The organism is Paenibacillus sp. SAF-068 (assembly GCF_051967555.1).
Lineage (GTDB): Bacteria > Bacillota > Bacilli > Paenibacillales > Paenibacillaceae > Paenibacillus.
The window spans coordinates 477,071-493,314 of sequence record NZ_JBQCJX010000001.1 but is presented as its reverse complement, the minus strand read 5'-3'; the positions used below and the strand labels follow the sequence as shown (position 1 = coordinate 493,314).

Below are 16,244 nucleotides of genomic sequence, written 5' to 3'. Positions count from 1 at the left end.
ACTGTCTTATATAAAGAAAACTTTAAGTTTCATAGAAAGACTACATTAGAAAGCCTGTGATCATCCTTGAAAGAAGGCATGATTTGACGAGACTGGTGAACATAATTGCAAAAAAAAGAGTCCGCAAAAGTTTGGTAAACCTATGCGAACCTCTTAATGAAGAATCTAGGAACCGTTTTGATTAAATTTGAGCTTTAAGGCTCATTTTAGTTAAAAATAGATTCTAGATACTTTGAACTAAGACCGATGGCTTTTAGTTCCTCTCTCATTTCATTTGCATGTTCCATTTTTTTGTTAGGAACGTACATTCCCACACCATTACGATTTTTAAATCCTGCTGAATTTCTCACTTCGAAGGCAAGTGCTTGAGCAGAAGCAGTAACTTCTGATGATTTGCCCATTAGATCTATAAGATCATATTGATCAAATACCCCGTCGTTTTTGCCTAATAGATCTGATTTTTTTGCAAGGTTTGTAAGTGAGAAATCAAATGCTGCATTTTCTATTGCATGAACCAATGATTCAGCCTGAGAAAGCTTCATCATTGACATTGTTGTCTGCATGCTAGCTTCAATCCCCGAATGAAGGGTAAAGGAATCTAAAATTAAACGTCCTAATCTTTCCGAGCTAATTTGTGGGTTTCGCTCCAGCGCACTGATCCATGTGGTATAGTACAATCCTGCTGCGGGGATTGAATCTTCAGAAGCGATGAGATACTTGCCATAGTTTCTAAGCGCATAGGCCGTTTCAACTGTGCCCATAAGACATGCATCAAAGACGATTAAGTCGAAATACATATCTGATGCAGCGATCGCCTGCGAAAGCTCCGAAACCTTCATCGTTTTTCGTCCGTTTAGCTCGTCGGCACCAAAGCCACCCATTGTACCGTACCCGTGATCCCATAAAACGAGTATATAACGCTCACTTGGTGCAACGGCTTTGCCCCAAACAAGGAAATCCCTTAGTGTTTTAGGGTCTGATGCGGCGGTTTGGATGCGGCTTGGATGCTTTTTAAGTCGTCCATCGCTAACTTCAAAGCGTTCGGATGCTCCATCCGTCATATATTTGTTGTGATATTTGAGCGTTCCACCTGTTTGAATCAGGATGTTCGTATTTTGGTTTGGCTGACCACGATACATCTCTTCCAAGTCATTGGTTAGTTGGCCTTGTTGTGATTCAAGGTCAGAACCAATTGCATATATTAGAATTGTCGTTGAATCCATTTTTTTATCCTGCTCCAAAATCGATCTTGCCTCGTTTAAACTTTGCGTTGTGAACACATTTTTCTCTCGAAGGATCTGACCATGTGTTGAAATTTGGTTTTTGGGTCTGGTGTTTAAAACATAGCTACTTATTTTTGCAAGAGTTCCCCGATTGAATTTAACTTCTTTTGTAAGGTCTATTCCTAAAACGATTGAAGCGAAAGAATCCGCAGTTTCATATGTAAAGTCACCCTTTGTTTCTGAATATCCCAAAACTCTTAAAACCATTGCACTATATTGCTTTAGAGAACTTGGTTGGTTACCTCCGAAATGATGCTCACTGATTCCATTAACAATGCCATTGGCATAGGCAAACGACACATAGGAACTTTCCCAACCCGTATCCTTAAATGGATTTTTGTTGGTGTTTTTCTGAACGTCTTCTTCCTTCCCCCACAAACGAAGCATCATCACCAGCGCTTCTGCTCTGGTAGGCACCCTTGAGAGTTCATAGCCATTCTCCGTTCCATTGAATAATCCCAAGTGGTTAAGCGCATCTGCATGGCGTGTATCTTGTGCCGATGCTGATGAAGTTGTTGCAAGAAACAAAAATAATAAAATGATTAAACCTCGGATACTTCTCATCACATTCCGACCTTTCAATCTGAAAATTCCCTTCTTAATATATGAAAGATAAATACGCGGCTTGATAAAACCTAGAAAACATTGTTCTCTTCGTTGCTTTTGCATAGCTACTTTAGCCTATCATGGAGGATTAGCCCCGTGTGAAAGTTAAAGAAATCTTTAAGTTCGTACTTGCAATTCACTTCTGCAATCAGCGAAAGAGCCTGATCTCCAGAAGAACAGACTCTTACCCATATCAGAAATCCTATTCAATTAAGTGGAATCACAGAAGCTTAACCAGACGCCTGATGAACTACACATCACTTAATATTCTTAAGTTTATTCGTATCAGCACCCAACTGCACATTCATTATTCCAGTCATCCCTTGCGAGCATAACCTTAGTATCGCTTATCATCATACAAAACAAAGGACCACTCTTAATAGATATTAAGAAGTGGTCCTTGTATTATTATCATTTGTTTAATGCTTTAAAGGTTTTTACACCTTTATTACATCATGCCGCCCATTCCACCCATACCGCCCATGTCAGGCATTCCGCCGCCAGCACCTGCTGGTTCTGGTTTGTCAGCGATAACCGCTTCAGTGGTCAGGAACATTGCCGCTACGGAAGCAGCGTTTTGCAATGCATAACGAGTTACTTTCGCAGGGTCAACGATACCTGCTTCAATCATGTTAACCCACTCGCCAGTCGCAGCGTTGAAGCCTACGCCAGTTTGTTCTTTTTTCAGACGTTCCACGATTACGGAACCTTCTTCGCCAGCGTTAGCTGCGATTGTACGGATTGGGGCTTCCAAAGCGCGCAGGACGATGTTTACGCCTGTTTGCTCGTCACCGGACAGGGATACGCCTGCAACCGCGTTGTATACGTTCATGAGCGCTGTACCACCACCGGATACGATACCTTCTTCAACCGCAGCGCGAGTTGCGTTCAGGGCATCTTCGATACGAAGTTTGCGTTCTTTCAATTCTGTTTCAGTAGCCGCACCGACTTTGATTACTGCTACACCGCCGGACAATTTAGCCAGACGCTCTTGCAGTTTCTCTTTGTCGAACTCGGAAGTTGTTTCTTCCAGTTGTGTACGGATTTGGCTAACACGTGCATCGATATCGGATTTGTTACCAGCACCGTCAACGATGATTGTGTTTTCTTTTGTTACACGGATTTGGCGAGCTGTACCCAGTTGTTCCACAACAGCGGATTTCAGGTCCAGACCCAGTTCTTCCGTGATCAATTGGCCACCAGTAAGAGCAGCGATATCTTGCAGCATTGCTTTACGACGGTCACCGAATCCTGGAGCTTTAACAGCTACAGCATTGAATGTTCCACGCAGTTTGTTCACAACCAGCATAGCCAGTGCTTCGCCTTCGATATCTTCAGCGATCAATACCAACGGTTTGCCTTGTTGAACGATTTTCTCAAGCAATGGCAAGATGTCTTGCGTGCTGGAGATTTTTTTGTCTGTGATCAAGATGTACGGATTGTCCAAAACAGCTTCCATTTTGTCCGTGTCTGTGATCATGTAAGGAGAGATGTATCCACGGTCGAATTGCATACCTTCAACCACTTCAAGCTCAGTAGCGAATCCACGGGATTCTTCTACAGTGATAACGCCGTCTTTACCTACTTTTTCCATAGCTTCAGCGATCAGTTCGCCTACTTCTTCGTCAGCTGCGGAGATTGCTGCAACTTGTGCGATGGATTGTTTGGTTTCAACCGGTTTGGAGATGGATTGCAATTCAGCAACCGCAGCTTTAACCGCTTTGTCGATCCCTTTACGGATACCGATTGGGCTAGCGCCTGCAGTTACGTTTTTCAGACCTTCTGTGATCAGCGCTTGCGCGAGTACAGTTGCTGTTGTAGTACCGTCACCGGCAACATCGTTGGTTTTCGTTGCTACTTCTTTAACCAGTTGTGCACCCATGTTCTCGAATGCATCTTCCAGTTCGATTTCTTTAGCAATGGTTACACCATCGTTAGTGATGAGCGGGCTTCCGAATTTTTTCTCCAGAACCACGTTACGGCCTTTAGGACCGAGTGTTACTTTTACTGCATTAGCCAATGCATCCACACCACGAAGCATGGAGCGACGAGCGTCTTCACTGAATTTAATGTCTTTAGCCATGTTAAGAAAACCTCCCTAGTTTTTGTTGGAAAATGGTATTGCTATATGATTCGGTTATCCGATTAAATTTGAATTAGTCGAGAATCGCGTGAATATCGCTTTCTTTCATAATCAAATATTCTTTACCTTCGAACTTGATTTCTGTACCGGCATATTTGGAGAAAATAACGCGATCTCCTTCTTTCACTTCCAGAGCCACACGTACGCCGTCTTTCAATGCTCCAGCACCAACTGCAATGATTCTACCCTCTTGCGGTTTTTCTTTGGCGGAGTCCGGGAGTACGATCCCGAAAGAAGTTGTTTGCTCTTGCTCCAGTGGTTCTACCAATACGCGTTCACCTAAAGGTCTGATCATGAAAAATAGCCTCCTTTTGAAATTATATAACGTTACATTGTAGGTTGTAGCCATATGTATTAGCACTCGACAGTGTTCAGTGCTAACAACCAACTTTATGATACTCAACTTGAAGCATGATTTCAAGTCCTTTTGACGAATTCCTGCGAGAATTTACGATGAATTTACAAGAACCTAGCCAAAGTACACCCACTGTGCCTGGTTCCATGTGGCAATTCGCTACTCTTATTCTACGAAATTCTTGAGCCCTTCTGCAACGTTAGCAGACAGTCCCTTTCCCATTGTATCCATTGTTGAACATAATATGCCTGCTTGTCCTGCCTGGCAGGTGAACAATCTACAACAATAGCCCGGATCAGAACAGACCGTCTTCTCCGGGCACATTACAGTTAGGGATCATCCTCATTCACACGTAAACCAGTCTTACACCAGACATGAAGAAGATATCCTGTGTTCCATTTTGATACCATCTTATGTTCTAACCCACATGTTTCTTATCCTCGGCACGAACGTAGCGGGATTCGATCTCTTCATCGGCTGCAAGCTGCTTACGGTATACAATTGCGGATAATAACACACTGATCTCATATAAGAGGAGCAAGGGTATCATCACCAGCAGATCGGAAATAAAGTCTGGTGGTGTAATCACCACCGCAATGAAGATCAGAACAAAGTAAGCAACTCTGCGCATCTTGCGAAGGCGAATGGGATTCAGAATCCGCAGTCCTGTCAAAAACATAATAAGTAAAGGAAGTTCGAACAACAAGGACACCGGCAGCACAATGCCAAACAGGAAGCTGAAATACTGTTTCATCCCGTAGGTCTCCACAAGCCCCATCTTCTCTGTAATCGCTGTTGTGAAGGCGAGTGCCATCGGAAAAATAACATAATACGAAAAAGCCATCCCTATAAGAAATAACAGAAATACATAGGGCACATACTTCAACGTTGCTTTTCGCTCTTGCTGTTTCAGCCCAGGACTAACAAACTTCCAGATCTGATACACCGTAAACGGCAGCGTAATAATCAGTGAAAACAAACCGGCAATCTTCATGTAGATGCCAATCCCGTCCCAGAACGAGAAGGCATGCAATACAAAACCTTTTGCCGACTCTGACTTGGTCAGATATTGGTATACGGGGTCCGCTACAAGAAATCCTGCAATAAGTCCTAGCACAAAAATAACTAATACGTAGATCAGCCGCTTCCGCAGCTCGCTCAGATGCTCCGTAATCGACATTTCTTCCATTTGCTGCGTCATGCCTGCCCCCCATTATTGCCAGCTTAAAATACAAAACCCTTCCGGCAGGAAGGGATTTCTCTTTCATTGCCGTCAAGATTATTCCGGCAGGCGTTTATCAGCAGGCTTGTCTGCAGGTGTGCTCTCAGCCGCCAGCGGTTTTGCTTTCTCCTGCTCTTTGCGATTGGATGAGTCATCCTCAGAGATAATCTCGCGAGCGCCTTCTTTGAATTCACGGAAGGTACGCCCAACTGCACGTCCCAGTTCCGGAAGTTTGTTGGGTCCAAACAACAACAATGCAATCACGGCCAGCAAAATAAAACCCGTTGGTCCAATGGAACTTAACATTGATATTCCTCCTCGTCTCAAGCTTCAAAGATGCGCATATTCGGTCAGATGTTCGTAGATGTCTTCTGCTCGTTCTTAATTTAAGCCCATCATACCACAGATGTAACCACTTACATAACCCGCAATATTCACAAATAAGAGATATCACCTTACTAACCAACCATGGTTTATGTCTAATTGGATATCATGCCCGAGAGTCCGTACTCGCTTATTGCTTGAACTGACCCGTAACCATCAGCAACGCTTCCGGAAGCTGATCCATAATGGCAGCCAGATGTTCGTGCACACCCTTCGGTGTACCAGGCAGATTGACAATCAGCGTACGTCCACGAATGCCACAGACCCCACGGAACAGCATGGCAGAACGGTTTTTGCTCATTACACTGTACCGCATGGCCTCTGCCATACCAGGAACTTCCCGTTCAATCACGCGCCGGGTCGCTTCCGGAGTAATATCACGAATGGCCAGCTCCGTGCCACCGGTCGTCAGCACCAGATCGGCGTGAAAATAATCCGTCATCTCAATCAAAGCTGCAATAATCTCATCGGGTTCATCCGGAACGATGCGGTACTCCACGATTTGACCACCCAGCTCTTCTTCCACCAGCTCCCGAATGACTTGTGCACTCGTATCCTCACGCTCACCGCGGGCTCCTTTGTCACTGGCTGTCAGGATTGCTGTTCTCCACACCATAAAGATCACCCTTCTCCTCTATGAAAATAAATATTGCCTATCGGCTGTAATCACCGTTTTTGCCACCACTCTTGAAATTCAGCATGGTCGGACCGATAATCATATCTTTTTGCATGGCCTTGCACATGTCATAGACCGTCAGTGCTGCAGCCGAGGCAGCCGTGAGCGCCTCCATCTCAACACCTGTTTTCCCTTCGGTTTTGGCAGTAACTTCAATGTGTAATTCATCCACTCCGTTATCATGAAAACGAATATCCACACCCGTCAGTGCCAGCGGATGGCACATCGGAATCCAGTCCGACGTTTTCTTCGCGCCTTGAATCCCGGCAATCTGAGCCACAGCCAGAACATCACCTTTGCCGATTCGGCCCTCCCGAATCGCTTCCAGTGTATCTGGATTCATCGTCACCTTGGTTACGGCCACAGCCGTACGTACGGTAATTTCCTTACCCGAAATATCAACCATCCGGGCCCGCCCCTGTTCATTAAAATGGGTCAGTTTTCCACCGGAAGCCTGGCCGTTGTTCACTTCTGAACTCAATCACATCACAACCCTTTATTCGATATGTAATATACCTTCGGTTGTTATCAACAGATCAATCCGCAGATCGAGCAGGTCCATCGGGATCTCCTCTTGTAGCTGACCCGGCAATACCATCGCAGCCATCAACGGTTTCTTGCCCGTCGTTGCACATGTTGCTGCAAGCTTCTCGGCAAAACGATCATAATAACCGCCGCCATATCCAATGCGCCCTCCATGTAGATCGTAGCCAAGCCCTGGTACCAATACGAGATCGATATCCGGCCAATCTTCAGGTGACAGCACTTCACAGGAATCCCTGGGTTCCGGTATCCCCCATATGCCTGGCTCCAGATCCCGTTCTCCGGTCACTTGCCGTAGCTCCATTCGAGGAGGATTCGCCAACACTTTCGGTGCAAACATCAGATCTCCATGATTCCAACCCTCTTGAAACAGAAAAGCTGTGGACGCTTCGCTTCCATAGGACAAATAACTGAATATGACGAGTGGTTTGTTCACGACCTTATTCTTGTCCTGTCTAAGGCGCTCCAGCTCCCGCCTCACTCCATCGTTAATCTTAGGCATCGCCTGCTGACGTATGCTCACATCCATCAGATCACGGCTCTGTCTCAGTCTGGATCGAAGCTGGCTTTTCAGTTCCGCATGATCCCGCATATCCTTGAATAACCTCCTGTTGATAGGGAAGGTAAAAAAAGCTTTCATTAAAAACAAATGTATATGTTATGACCAGTTGTCATCTTGTTGAAATGGTTAAAATGATTGATTTTCTGCAAAATCCTCATGTAATAACATGCCTTCTTTCAGTTTATCATTGATTGATCAAAAAGACTACATGCCCCATGCGTTCCCAATCGGTGCAATTGCTCTGTATTTCATGTAAACTGGGATATAGTTGTCATATCAAGAACTGGACCTATGGAGGAACTTAATTTTATGCTGCTGCAAGTATCCGGAATTATCAAACGTTTTGGTGTCGATCCAATCCTGGACGGCGTGAACTTACAAATATTAGAACGCGAGCGCATCGGCCTTGTTGGTGTAAACGGTGCAGGAAAATCCACTTTGCTCAAAATTGTAGCGGGTGAAATGTCTTATGACGGAGGACAGATCTTCAAATCCAAAGAAACGACGCTTGGTTACCTGGCTCAGAACAGCGGGCTGCAATCCGATCGCACCATCTGGGAAGAAATGATGAACGTATTCGCTCACCTGACACAGGCTGAAGCCGATCTGCGTCAGATGGAACGCGATATTGCCGACCCTGCCCAGATGGAAGACGAGAAAAAGTACGCGGACCTGCTGGAACGTTATGCGAAACGCTCCGACTGGTTCAAAGACCATGGCGGTTATGAGATGGAAACCCGCATTCGCAGCGTACTGCACGGGATGGGATTCGGCGAATTTTCGCCAGACACCCCCATTGCTACGTTGAGCGGCGGGCAGAAGACACGCCTTGCACTTGCTCGCATTTTGCTCCAGGCACCCGATCTGCTCATGCTGGACGAGCCTACCAACTATCTCGATATCGCCACCCTTACATGGTTGGAAGATTATCTGAGAGGATATTCAGGCGCTCTGCTCGTGGTATCCCATGACCGGTACTTCCTCGATCGGCTCGTAACGACCATCGTAGAGATCGAACGTCATCGCTCCAAAAAATACACGGGCAATTATAGCCGTTATATGGAACTCAAAGCTGCCGAATATGAGACGCAAATGAAGCAATATGAGAAACAACAGGGTGAAATCTCGAAGATGGAAGATTTTGTCCAGAAAAATATTGTACGTGCGTCGACGACCAAACGGGCTCAAAGCCGCCGTAAGGCCCTCGATAAAATGGAGCGTCTGGATAAACCGATGGGAGATTTGAAAAAAGCCCATTTCTCCTTCGAAACAGCCGTTATGTCTGGCAAGGAAGTGCTTCGTGTGGATCAACTGTCTGTTGCTTATGACGAGGCTTCGCCATTGTTCCGCAATGTATCCTTCGATCTGCGGCGCGGGGAGACCGTTGCCCTGATTGGGCCAAACGGTATTGGTAAATCCACCATGCTGAAGTGTCTCACCGGAAGTTTACGTCCGGTAACCGGGGATATCCAATGGGGAACGAAAGTACAGATTGGCTATTATGATCAGGAACAGACAGGCCTCAATCCGTCCAACACGGTTCTGGAAGAACTGTGGAGTGCCTATCCCGGGATGGAAGAAGCACGAATTCGGACTGTACTGGGGAACTTTTTGTTCAGCGGTGACGATGTGCTCAAGAAAATCTCCTCCCTCAGCGGCGGTGAGAAAGCACGTGTCTCTCTCTCCAAGCTGATGTTGAAGGAAGCCAACATGCTCATTCTGGATGAGCCTACCAACCATCTCGACCTGTTCGCCAAAGAAGTTCTGGAAGCCGCGTTAATGGATTATGAGGGCACCCTGCTGTTCATCTCCCATGACCGGTATTTCCTCAACAAAATGGCGGAACGGATTGTTGAGCTTCATCCAGGTGGAACGGAACACTATCTTGGAAACTATGATGATTATGTGGAGAAGAAGCAGGAGATTGAGGACATCGCACGCGAAGCTGCTGAGGCACGTCAGGCTTCATCCAAGAACTCGTCCAAATCCGATCTGAGCACAGCCACAACCGAGAAATCCGGAGCGGCTTCGTTCGAAGCGGAAAAACAAGCAAAGCGTGAAGAGCGAAACCGGCAACGCAAGCAGGAAGCACTGGAACAACAGATTGCGGAACTGGAAACGAAGATTACAGAGCTTGAGGAGCAGATGGCTCTGCCTGAGATCTATCAGGATTATATGAAGTTGCAAGAACTCCAGCAACAATCGGAGGAACGCAAGGCAGAGCTCACCAAGGCATACGAGGACTGGGAAGAACTAGCTATGGAATAGCACGAACTCAGACCATGGCTTAATCGCGTCCATACAATATAGTTGTACCTCTGGCTGATTCCTTATTGGGATCAGCTTTTTGTTATAGCTCTGGGGCATGTTTTGGTTTTTGTCAAATTTACTCGAATGAACAGAAATATTTTTATATGTCCATCCCTCTTATTTATCCACAGCAAAGCAAGATAGCAAGCACATTAATAACCTTAATTATACAGCGGTAGAATAGCCTTTTACACACAAAAACCATATTTATCCACCAAGTTATCCACGTTATCCACAACTTTGTGGATAGTAAAGAGTCTTTCTATCCCCTAAACCCTTTTCGTTTCGAAAACATCACTGGTTTGACTTCACGGTAGTTACCCACAATTTACACTGGATATGTGGATAACTATAGTCACACCTTGACAAAACCATTTATCCTCTCTTCTTTGTTCCACCATAAAAAGACAAAAGCAGACCTCTGTCGTTCAAGGCCTGCCCGTTGTTACTCACTTCATACGATGCAGTTTACAGCGAAACGCGATTGTTACTATTGCTGCTGCACATACGATCTATCAAGATGATCTAGGCATGTGCTTGTTCATGATGTTCGGAACTCTCAGCTTTCAGCCCAGCAGCATTGCAAGCCGCTACATAAGCCAAACCGGCAGCCATGACAATATCGTTATGTGTTGCCGTTCCCCGGAACTCACGTCCTGCACGCTCCACGGTAACTACAGCCTCCGCACTTGCACCCTCTCCACCGCTCAAGGCGTGCATCTCCATATCAACAAAAGCAATGTCATCCGAAATACTCTGACCAATCGCACGAATGGTCGCATCCACTGGCCCCCCGCCAACGGCAGAGTAAGACTGTTCTCCAGCACTTGTGCGGATGCGAACGGCAGCCATTCGATCTGTCATGCTGCCCGCCGTCACTTGCAATTCAACCAGTTCGTAATCCTGTGCAGGAATATTCATGGTCTGGCTAACCATCTGCAATAATTGGTCGTCACTGACCACTTTTTGCTGGTCTGCGGTTTCTTTGAACACCTCATACAATTGCTCCATCTGTTGCTCATCCGGCTCAAAACCGTATTTGCGAACCCGATCTTTCAGGGCGTGACGACCGGAGTGTTTGCCCAGAATAATCATGCTGCGCGGGATCCCCAGCGCTTCCGGGTCCATAATCTCATAGGTATTCCGATTCTTCAGCAGACCATCCTGGTGAATGCCGGATTCATGCTGGAATGCATTACGTCCCACCACCGGTTTGTTGTACGCAATCGGGAAGTGCATCGCACGGCTAATCTGACGTGAAGTCTCATACAGCTGATTCAGCTTAATGTTGGTCGTTGCACCAATGGCATCTCCCCGAGTCTCCAGCGCCATGATCAGCTCTTCCAATGCACAGTTCCCCGTCCGCTCTCCGATACCATTGATGGTCACCTCAATCTGGGAAGCCCCATTGGCAATGGCTGCCAAGCTATTGGCTACGGCCAGACCTAGATCATTATGACAGTGCGCACTATATCGAACCTGATCGCCGCCTCTTGCACCCTCACGTACCCGGCGGAACATCTCGCCATACTCATGTGGCAGGGCATAACCCACGGTATCCGGCAGATTGATAATGCTGGCCCCTGCTTCAATCGCGACTTCGACCATCTCGATCAGATCATCCATCTTGGTACGGGCAGCGTCCATCGCAGTGAACTCTACGATGTCCGTGAACTGGCGTGCATAAGATACCATCTCACGAGCGGTAGCCACCACTTCACTGCGCGGACGGCGCAGCTGATGCTCTATATGAATATCCGAGGAAGAGATAAACAGGTGAATTCGGCGCCGAGCTGCATCCGCTGTTGCTTGAACGGCTGCATCAATATCGCCTTTGACCGCACGTGCAAATCCACAGATCTCCACGTTCTGCAACTGTCTCGAAATCGCCTGAACCGCCGCGAACTCACCTGGACTGGAGATCGGGAATCCAGGCTCAATGACGTCAATCCCCAGAGAAGCCAGTTGATGTGCCAGTTCGATCTTTTGCTCGGGTTGCAGACTCGCTCCCGGTGCCTGTTCTCCATCGCGCAGCGTTGTATCAAAAATTTCAATCATGCGTTTGTTAGTAGTCGTTGTCATATTCATCAACCTCCATCAAATTTTATATTCATCTTTGTTACGATCCACGAGCCACAGAACACCCGCTGATCGCCATCAATGTTGTTATATATTTTGTTTGTAAATGCGTATGTCGTTTGTTGCTTAGTCCTTGGTCTTGGTCTAATAATGCCTGCTGGATATCTAATGGCCATACCTCATGTACGATGTCCATTAGTCGTTGCTGATCCTGCTTGCCTGTGACAGGGTATACGTCGACTTACACCCTGTCTTTCTCACTTTTCAATCTCCATATGGTTTATCCCATGCCCACCCTGCTGCCGGCAGCAAACACAAATACCCCGCCATCTCATATAAGAGACGGCGGGGTATTATCCCCTCCGCGGTACCACTCTCGCTTGATGGGCCAGACTTGCGCCGGACTCCATCCACCTCGTCGTCTCCGTTATCCGCTGGATGTGTGTGCATGCACAACATCACTGGAATTCGGAGAAACACCCTATAACGCGGGTTAACCGTTGCTGTGTAACACATGTCGTTGTCCATTAGGACAATTGGACGATTGATATCGTCCCCACGCTTCCACAACTCCGTTCCCGGGCGAGATTCGAGTGACTCAAGCCACTGCGTCGCACCACCCCGCAGCTCTCTGAGCGCTTTATCATTCTACTGCTCCCGTTCATCACATTTATCATATGACCTAACTTCATACATTCTTATTCCAGAAATCAAAAAAAGCCTGCCACCTCATGCAATAATGCAAGAGACGACAGGCTGTTCACCTTCGCGGTACCACTCTTGTTGACTTCCTTCCTGTTCATTCAAGACAACCATGGATGCTTACATACATCCGGATCACTTGAAGCAGCCTGAAAGCCCCCTCAGTATTGTCGGCCAATCCTTGTAATAACGGTCCATCCGACAACGGCCCATTCACGGAGGCAACCCGTAACCATGTACTTTGGGCCATAATCGGCCTTCGGATTCTCCCGGGGAGTCACCGTGTTCCATCGTTCCGCTTCCAGGTGAGTTTCAGGCTTCCTTCGACTGCGTTGCACCGTACCGCAGCTCTCTAAGACCGGGATTGACCTTACTGTTCCTGTTCATCGCGTTTAACCATTCAGGAAGATAAATTCCATGTTTAAATTTGTAACTAATATACATTCTATACATCCAGGCTGTCAACTCTTAATCTCAAACGGCCTGTTTATATAAACTATAAGTGCGTGTTCAAAAAGATCGGTTTTCAGTACCGAGAAGATGGGATGAAGCTAGAAATGGAGTAGCGGAGCGTAGTCAAAACTACGAGAGCAACTACAATGTTTCCGAAGGAAACATACTTCGTAAGCCTCCCCCTTATTTCGGCTGAATTCCATATTCGATGCTGATGATGTCGCTAGGCATCATTCGTAATCAAAAGCGGGCTTTTTGAACAACCTCTATAAGGACTGAACGGACCATTGCTCCAGGGAAAGTCCAGGATCAGCTTTCGCATCAAATTCAGAGATTTCTCCCCGCTGCCATTTCAGATACGCAGCCGCTCCAATCATGGCCGCATTATCCGTACAATATTCCATTGGCGGGATTAACAGCTCAAGCCCTTCCTTCGCGCAACGCTCTTGTAGTGCTGAACGCAATCCCCGGTTTGCAGCAACACCACCGCACAACAGCAATTGTTTTGAACCATACTCACGAACGGCTCTTACAGCTTTCTCCACCAGTACTTCTACGACAGCTTCCTGGAAACCACGTGCAACCGCAGATGGCTCCAAGGTTTCTCCGCGCATCTTAGCCTGATTGAGCGCATTCAGTACAGCAGACTTCAGACCACTGAGACTGAAATCATATGAGCCTGCTTCAAGCCACACCCGCGGTAGCGGCACCACGTTCTCCGCTTCAGACGCCATCCGGTCCACATGCGGACCTCCCGGATAAGGACAGCCCAATGCACGCGCTACTTTGTCATACGCTTCACCTACGGCATCATCTCGCGTACGACCAATCAGTTTGAACTTGCCCTCGGATTCCATGTGCACGAGTTCCGTATGTCCACCGGATACGACCAGGGCCATCGCCGGGTATTGCAGTTCATGAGTAAGCCGGTTGGCATAGATATGCCCGGCAATATGATGTGTGCCAATGAGCGGTTTGCCCAGTGCCATAGCCAGCGTTTTGGCCGCTACGATTCCGACCAGCAATGCCCCAACGAGTCCCGGGCCTTGCGTCACGGCAATTGCACTCAAATCACGCGGACGGATGCCGGATTGTTCGATCGCCTGTTCCAGCATCAACGTAATGACCTCCACGTGTTTGCGTGAAGCGACTTCAGGAACCACACCACCGAATGCCTTATGCGTCTCGATCTGACTTGAGATCAGATTGGACAGCACTTCCCGGCCGTCCTTGACTACAGCTACCGATGTTTCATCACAGCTTGTCTCCACCGCCAAAATGTAGGATGGTGCAGAATTTATTTTTTCATTGAGTTCGTTCATGAATCCAGTACGCTTCCTTCCTCTTCGCCGCTCCGGCCTGCAGACGGCAAGTTCGCCCACATAATCATCGCATCTTCCCCATTGTCGGAGTAATAGCCTTTACGAAGACCCGCCGATTCAAACCCTTTTTTCTGATATAAACGCTGAGCTATGCTGTTCGAGACTCTGACTTCCAGCGTCATTCGTTCCATCCCGAGATAAGCCGCTGTACTCATTAATTCATCCAGTAACTTTTCGCCAAGCTTGCGCCCACGATACGCGCCTCTGACTGCAATATTGGTAATATGGGCTTCATCCATAATCGTCCACATTCCGGCATAACCAATAGCTTTGCCTTCCAATTCCATCACCATATATTTAGCAAAATGATTGTGTGTCAATTCATTTTGAAATGCTTCTTCCGTCCAGGGCAGGGTAAAGGCCTCATGTTCAATCTCCATCACATCGGGAATATCCGCGAGTGTCATGAACCTGAACTGAAGCGATGCTTCCTGCTTGTTATTCGCCACGTTGTCCAACTGCTTTCCCCCTTTAGTGCGTGTTCAAAAAGACCGGTTTTCAGTACCGAGAAGATGGGATGAAGCTAGAAATGGAGTAGCGGAGCGTAGGGAAAACTACGTGAGCAACCACAATGTTTCCAAAGGAAACATACTTCGTAAGCCCCCGCTTATTTCGGCTGAATTCCATATTCGATGCTGATGATGCCGCTAGGCATCCTTCGTAATCAAAAGCGGACTTTTTGAACGACCTCTTTTAGCCTTTGCGCAGCAGATTGGCTTCCGCTTCAGACAACTGGGTATAGTTTGGCACCAGCGCATGCACGTCATCACGCTGACCTGCAAGCAGCGCGGCGGCGCCAAGGCGCCCAACCCAGCGGCCTTCCAGCTCATAAGGTACGAGCTGGAGCGCCGTTCCTGCGGGGCAGCGAAGCTCTGCCGCTGCCCCAGCATGAGGGCCCGTCTCGCCGACGATCCAGACGGCTGCGGGCCGCTCTTCCGGCGCCGCCTCCGCCATGCGGGCGGCGAGGGCTTCCAGCCATCCGTCCATCTTGCGGATGGCATCAGGCGCCAAACGCCGGGGCGCATCGCTCCCGGCGGAGGCAAACAGCGCGGTGCACGCTTGACCGCGCCGTGCATCCACAAGCGGAACGATCCAGTGGACAGGGGCAGCACCTGTGCTGCCCTGGTCCGCGGATGGCGTTCCGCCAGCCCCTGCTGCGGCATCCTCTGCCGCAGCTTCCGCCTTGGCGGCAAGGCCGCTGTGCCAGCCGCCCCAGGCGAGGGCCTGAAGGCTGGACACCCCGGCTACGGGGATGTCCCATGCCCAGGCCAGTGTCTTCGCCGCGGTCACCGCAATGCGGATGCCCGTGTACGAGCCTGGGCCAACGCCCACGGCGATGCCGTCCAGTTGCCCAGGCTGTGTGCTGCTGGCGGCCAGCAGCTGCTCCATCACCGGTACGACGTGTACCGAATGGTTGCGCTCAGCGCGTTCATTGCGTTCTTCCAGAAGCGCATGACCTTCCATCATCGCCGCTGCCATCACTGCGGTGGATGTATCCAACGCCAAAAACCGCTGACGCGGCTCTTTTTGTAAATCTTCCATCA

The 16,244-nt window shown here is 48.0% G+C and carries 13 protein-coding genes; 1 reads left to right on the top strand and 12 read right to left on the bottom strand.

Annotation, left to right across the window (positions count from 1 at the left end):
- Positions 1-206 precede the first annotated feature (206 nt).
- From ACTHPG_RS02055 to ACTHPG_RS02020, 8 genes are all read right to left on the bottom strand, one after another.
- A complete protein-coding gene (locus ACTHPG_RS02055) occupies positions 207-1,952 on the bottom strand; it encodes a clostripain-related cysteine peptidase (protein WP_440387416.1) in 1,746 nt (581 codons plus the stop codon).
- A gap of 385 nt (positions 1,953-2,337) precedes the next feature.
- Positions 2,338-3,972, bottom strand: a complete 1,635-nt coding sequence (groL, locus tag ACTHPG_RS02050; protein ID WP_440387415.1) for a chaperonin GroEL — start codon at positions 3,970-3,972, stop codon at positions 2,338-2,340.
- A 73-nt stretch (positions 3,973-4,045) separates the two neighbouring features.
- Positions 4,046-4,327: a co-chaperone GroES gene (groES, locus tag ACTHPG_RS02045; RefSeq protein WP_153977313.1), complete on the bottom strand. Its 282-nt coding sequence runs from the start codon at positions 4,325-4,327 to the stop codon at positions 4,046-4,048.
- A 478-nt stretch (positions 4,328-4,805) separates the two neighbouring features.
- A complete protein-coding gene (tatC, locus tag ACTHPG_RS02040; protein WP_440387414.1) occupies positions 4,806-5,588 on the bottom strand; it encodes a twin-arginine translocase subunit TatC in 783 nt (260 codons plus the stop codon).
- A 78-nt stretch (positions 5,589-5,666) separates the two neighbouring features.
- Positions 5,667-5,915 (bottom strand): twin-arginine translocase TatA/TatE family subunit, encoded by a 249-nt coding sequence (gene tatA / locus ACTHPG_RS02035; protein ID WP_036611264.1) that lies wholly within the window; start codon positions 5,913-5,915, stop codon positions 5,667-5,669.
- 208 nt (positions 5,916-6,123) lie between these two features.
- Positions 6,124-6,609, bottom strand: coding sequence for a MogA/MoaB family molybdenum cofactor biosynthesis protein (locus ACTHPG_RS02030; protein ID WP_017690080.1), 486 nt, complete (start codon positions 6,607-6,609; stop codon positions 6,124-6,126).
- A gap of 37 nt (positions 6,610-6,646) precedes the next feature.
- Positions 6,647-7,150 carry a cyclic pyranopterin monophosphate synthase MoaC gene (moaC, locus tag ACTHPG_RS02025; RefSeq protein ID WP_440387413.1) on the bottom strand — a complete coding sequence of 168 codons (504 nt, stop codon included), beginning with the start codon at positions 7,148-7,150 and terminating at the stop codon, positions 6,647-6,649.
- 15 nt (positions 7,151-7,165) lie between these two features.
- Positions 7,166-7,804, bottom strand: a complete 639-nt coding sequence (locus ACTHPG_RS02020) for a 5-formyltetrahydrofolate cyclo-ligase (RefSeq protein WP_440387412.1) — start codon at positions 7,802-7,804, stop codon at positions 7,166-7,168.
- Between the two features lie 279 nt (positions 7,805-8,083).
- Here ACTHPG_RS02020 and abc-f point away from each other — a divergent pair, with 279 nt between their 5' ends.
- Positions 8,084-10,042 carry a ribosomal protection-like ABC-F family protein gene (abc-f, locus tag ACTHPG_RS02015; RefSeq protein ID WP_440387411.1) on the top strand — a complete coding sequence of 653 codons (1,959 nt, stop codon included), beginning with the start codon at positions 8,084-8,086 and terminating at the stop codon, positions 10,040-10,042.
- A 567-nt stretch (positions 10,043-10,609) separates the two neighbouring features.
- Here the strand turns inward: abc-f and ACTHPG_RS02010 are convergent.
- The 4 genes from ACTHPG_RS02010 to tsaB form a co-directional block, all read right to left on the bottom strand.
- The gene (locus ACTHPG_RS02010; protein WP_440387410.1) at positions 10,610-12,166 is read right to left on the bottom strand and encodes a 2-isopropylmalate synthase; all 1,557 of its coding nucleotides are present in this window, start codon (positions 12,164-12,166) and stop codon (positions 10,610-10,612) included.
- A 1,418-nt stretch (positions 12,167-13,584) separates the two neighbouring features.
- The gene (gene tsaD, locus ACTHPG_RS02005) at positions 13,585-14,640 is read right to left on the bottom strand and encodes a tRNA (adenosine(37)-N6)-threonylcarbamoyltransferase complex transferase subunit TsaD (protein ID WP_440387409.1); all 1,056 of its coding nucleotides are present in this window, start codon (positions 14,638-14,640) and stop codon (positions 13,585-13,587) included.
- The gene (gene rimI / locus ACTHPG_RS02000; RefSeq protein WP_440390088.1) at positions 14,637-15,107 is read right to left on the bottom strand and encodes a ribosomal protein S18-alanine N-acetyltransferase; all 471 of its coding nucleotides are present in this window, start codon (positions 15,105-15,107) and stop codon (positions 14,637-14,639) included. Before rimI ends, tsaD begins: the two co-directional genes overlap by 4 nt.
- 286 nt (positions 15,108-15,393) lie before the next feature.
- A complete protein-coding gene (gene tsaB, locus ACTHPG_RS01995) occupies positions 15,394-16,242 on the bottom strand; it encodes a tRNA (adenosine(37)-N6)-threonylcarbamoyltransferase complex dimerization subunit type 1 TsaB (RefSeq protein ID WP_440390087.1) in 849 nt (282 codons plus the stop codon).
- Between the last annotated feature and the right edge of the window lie 2 nt (positions 16,243-16,244).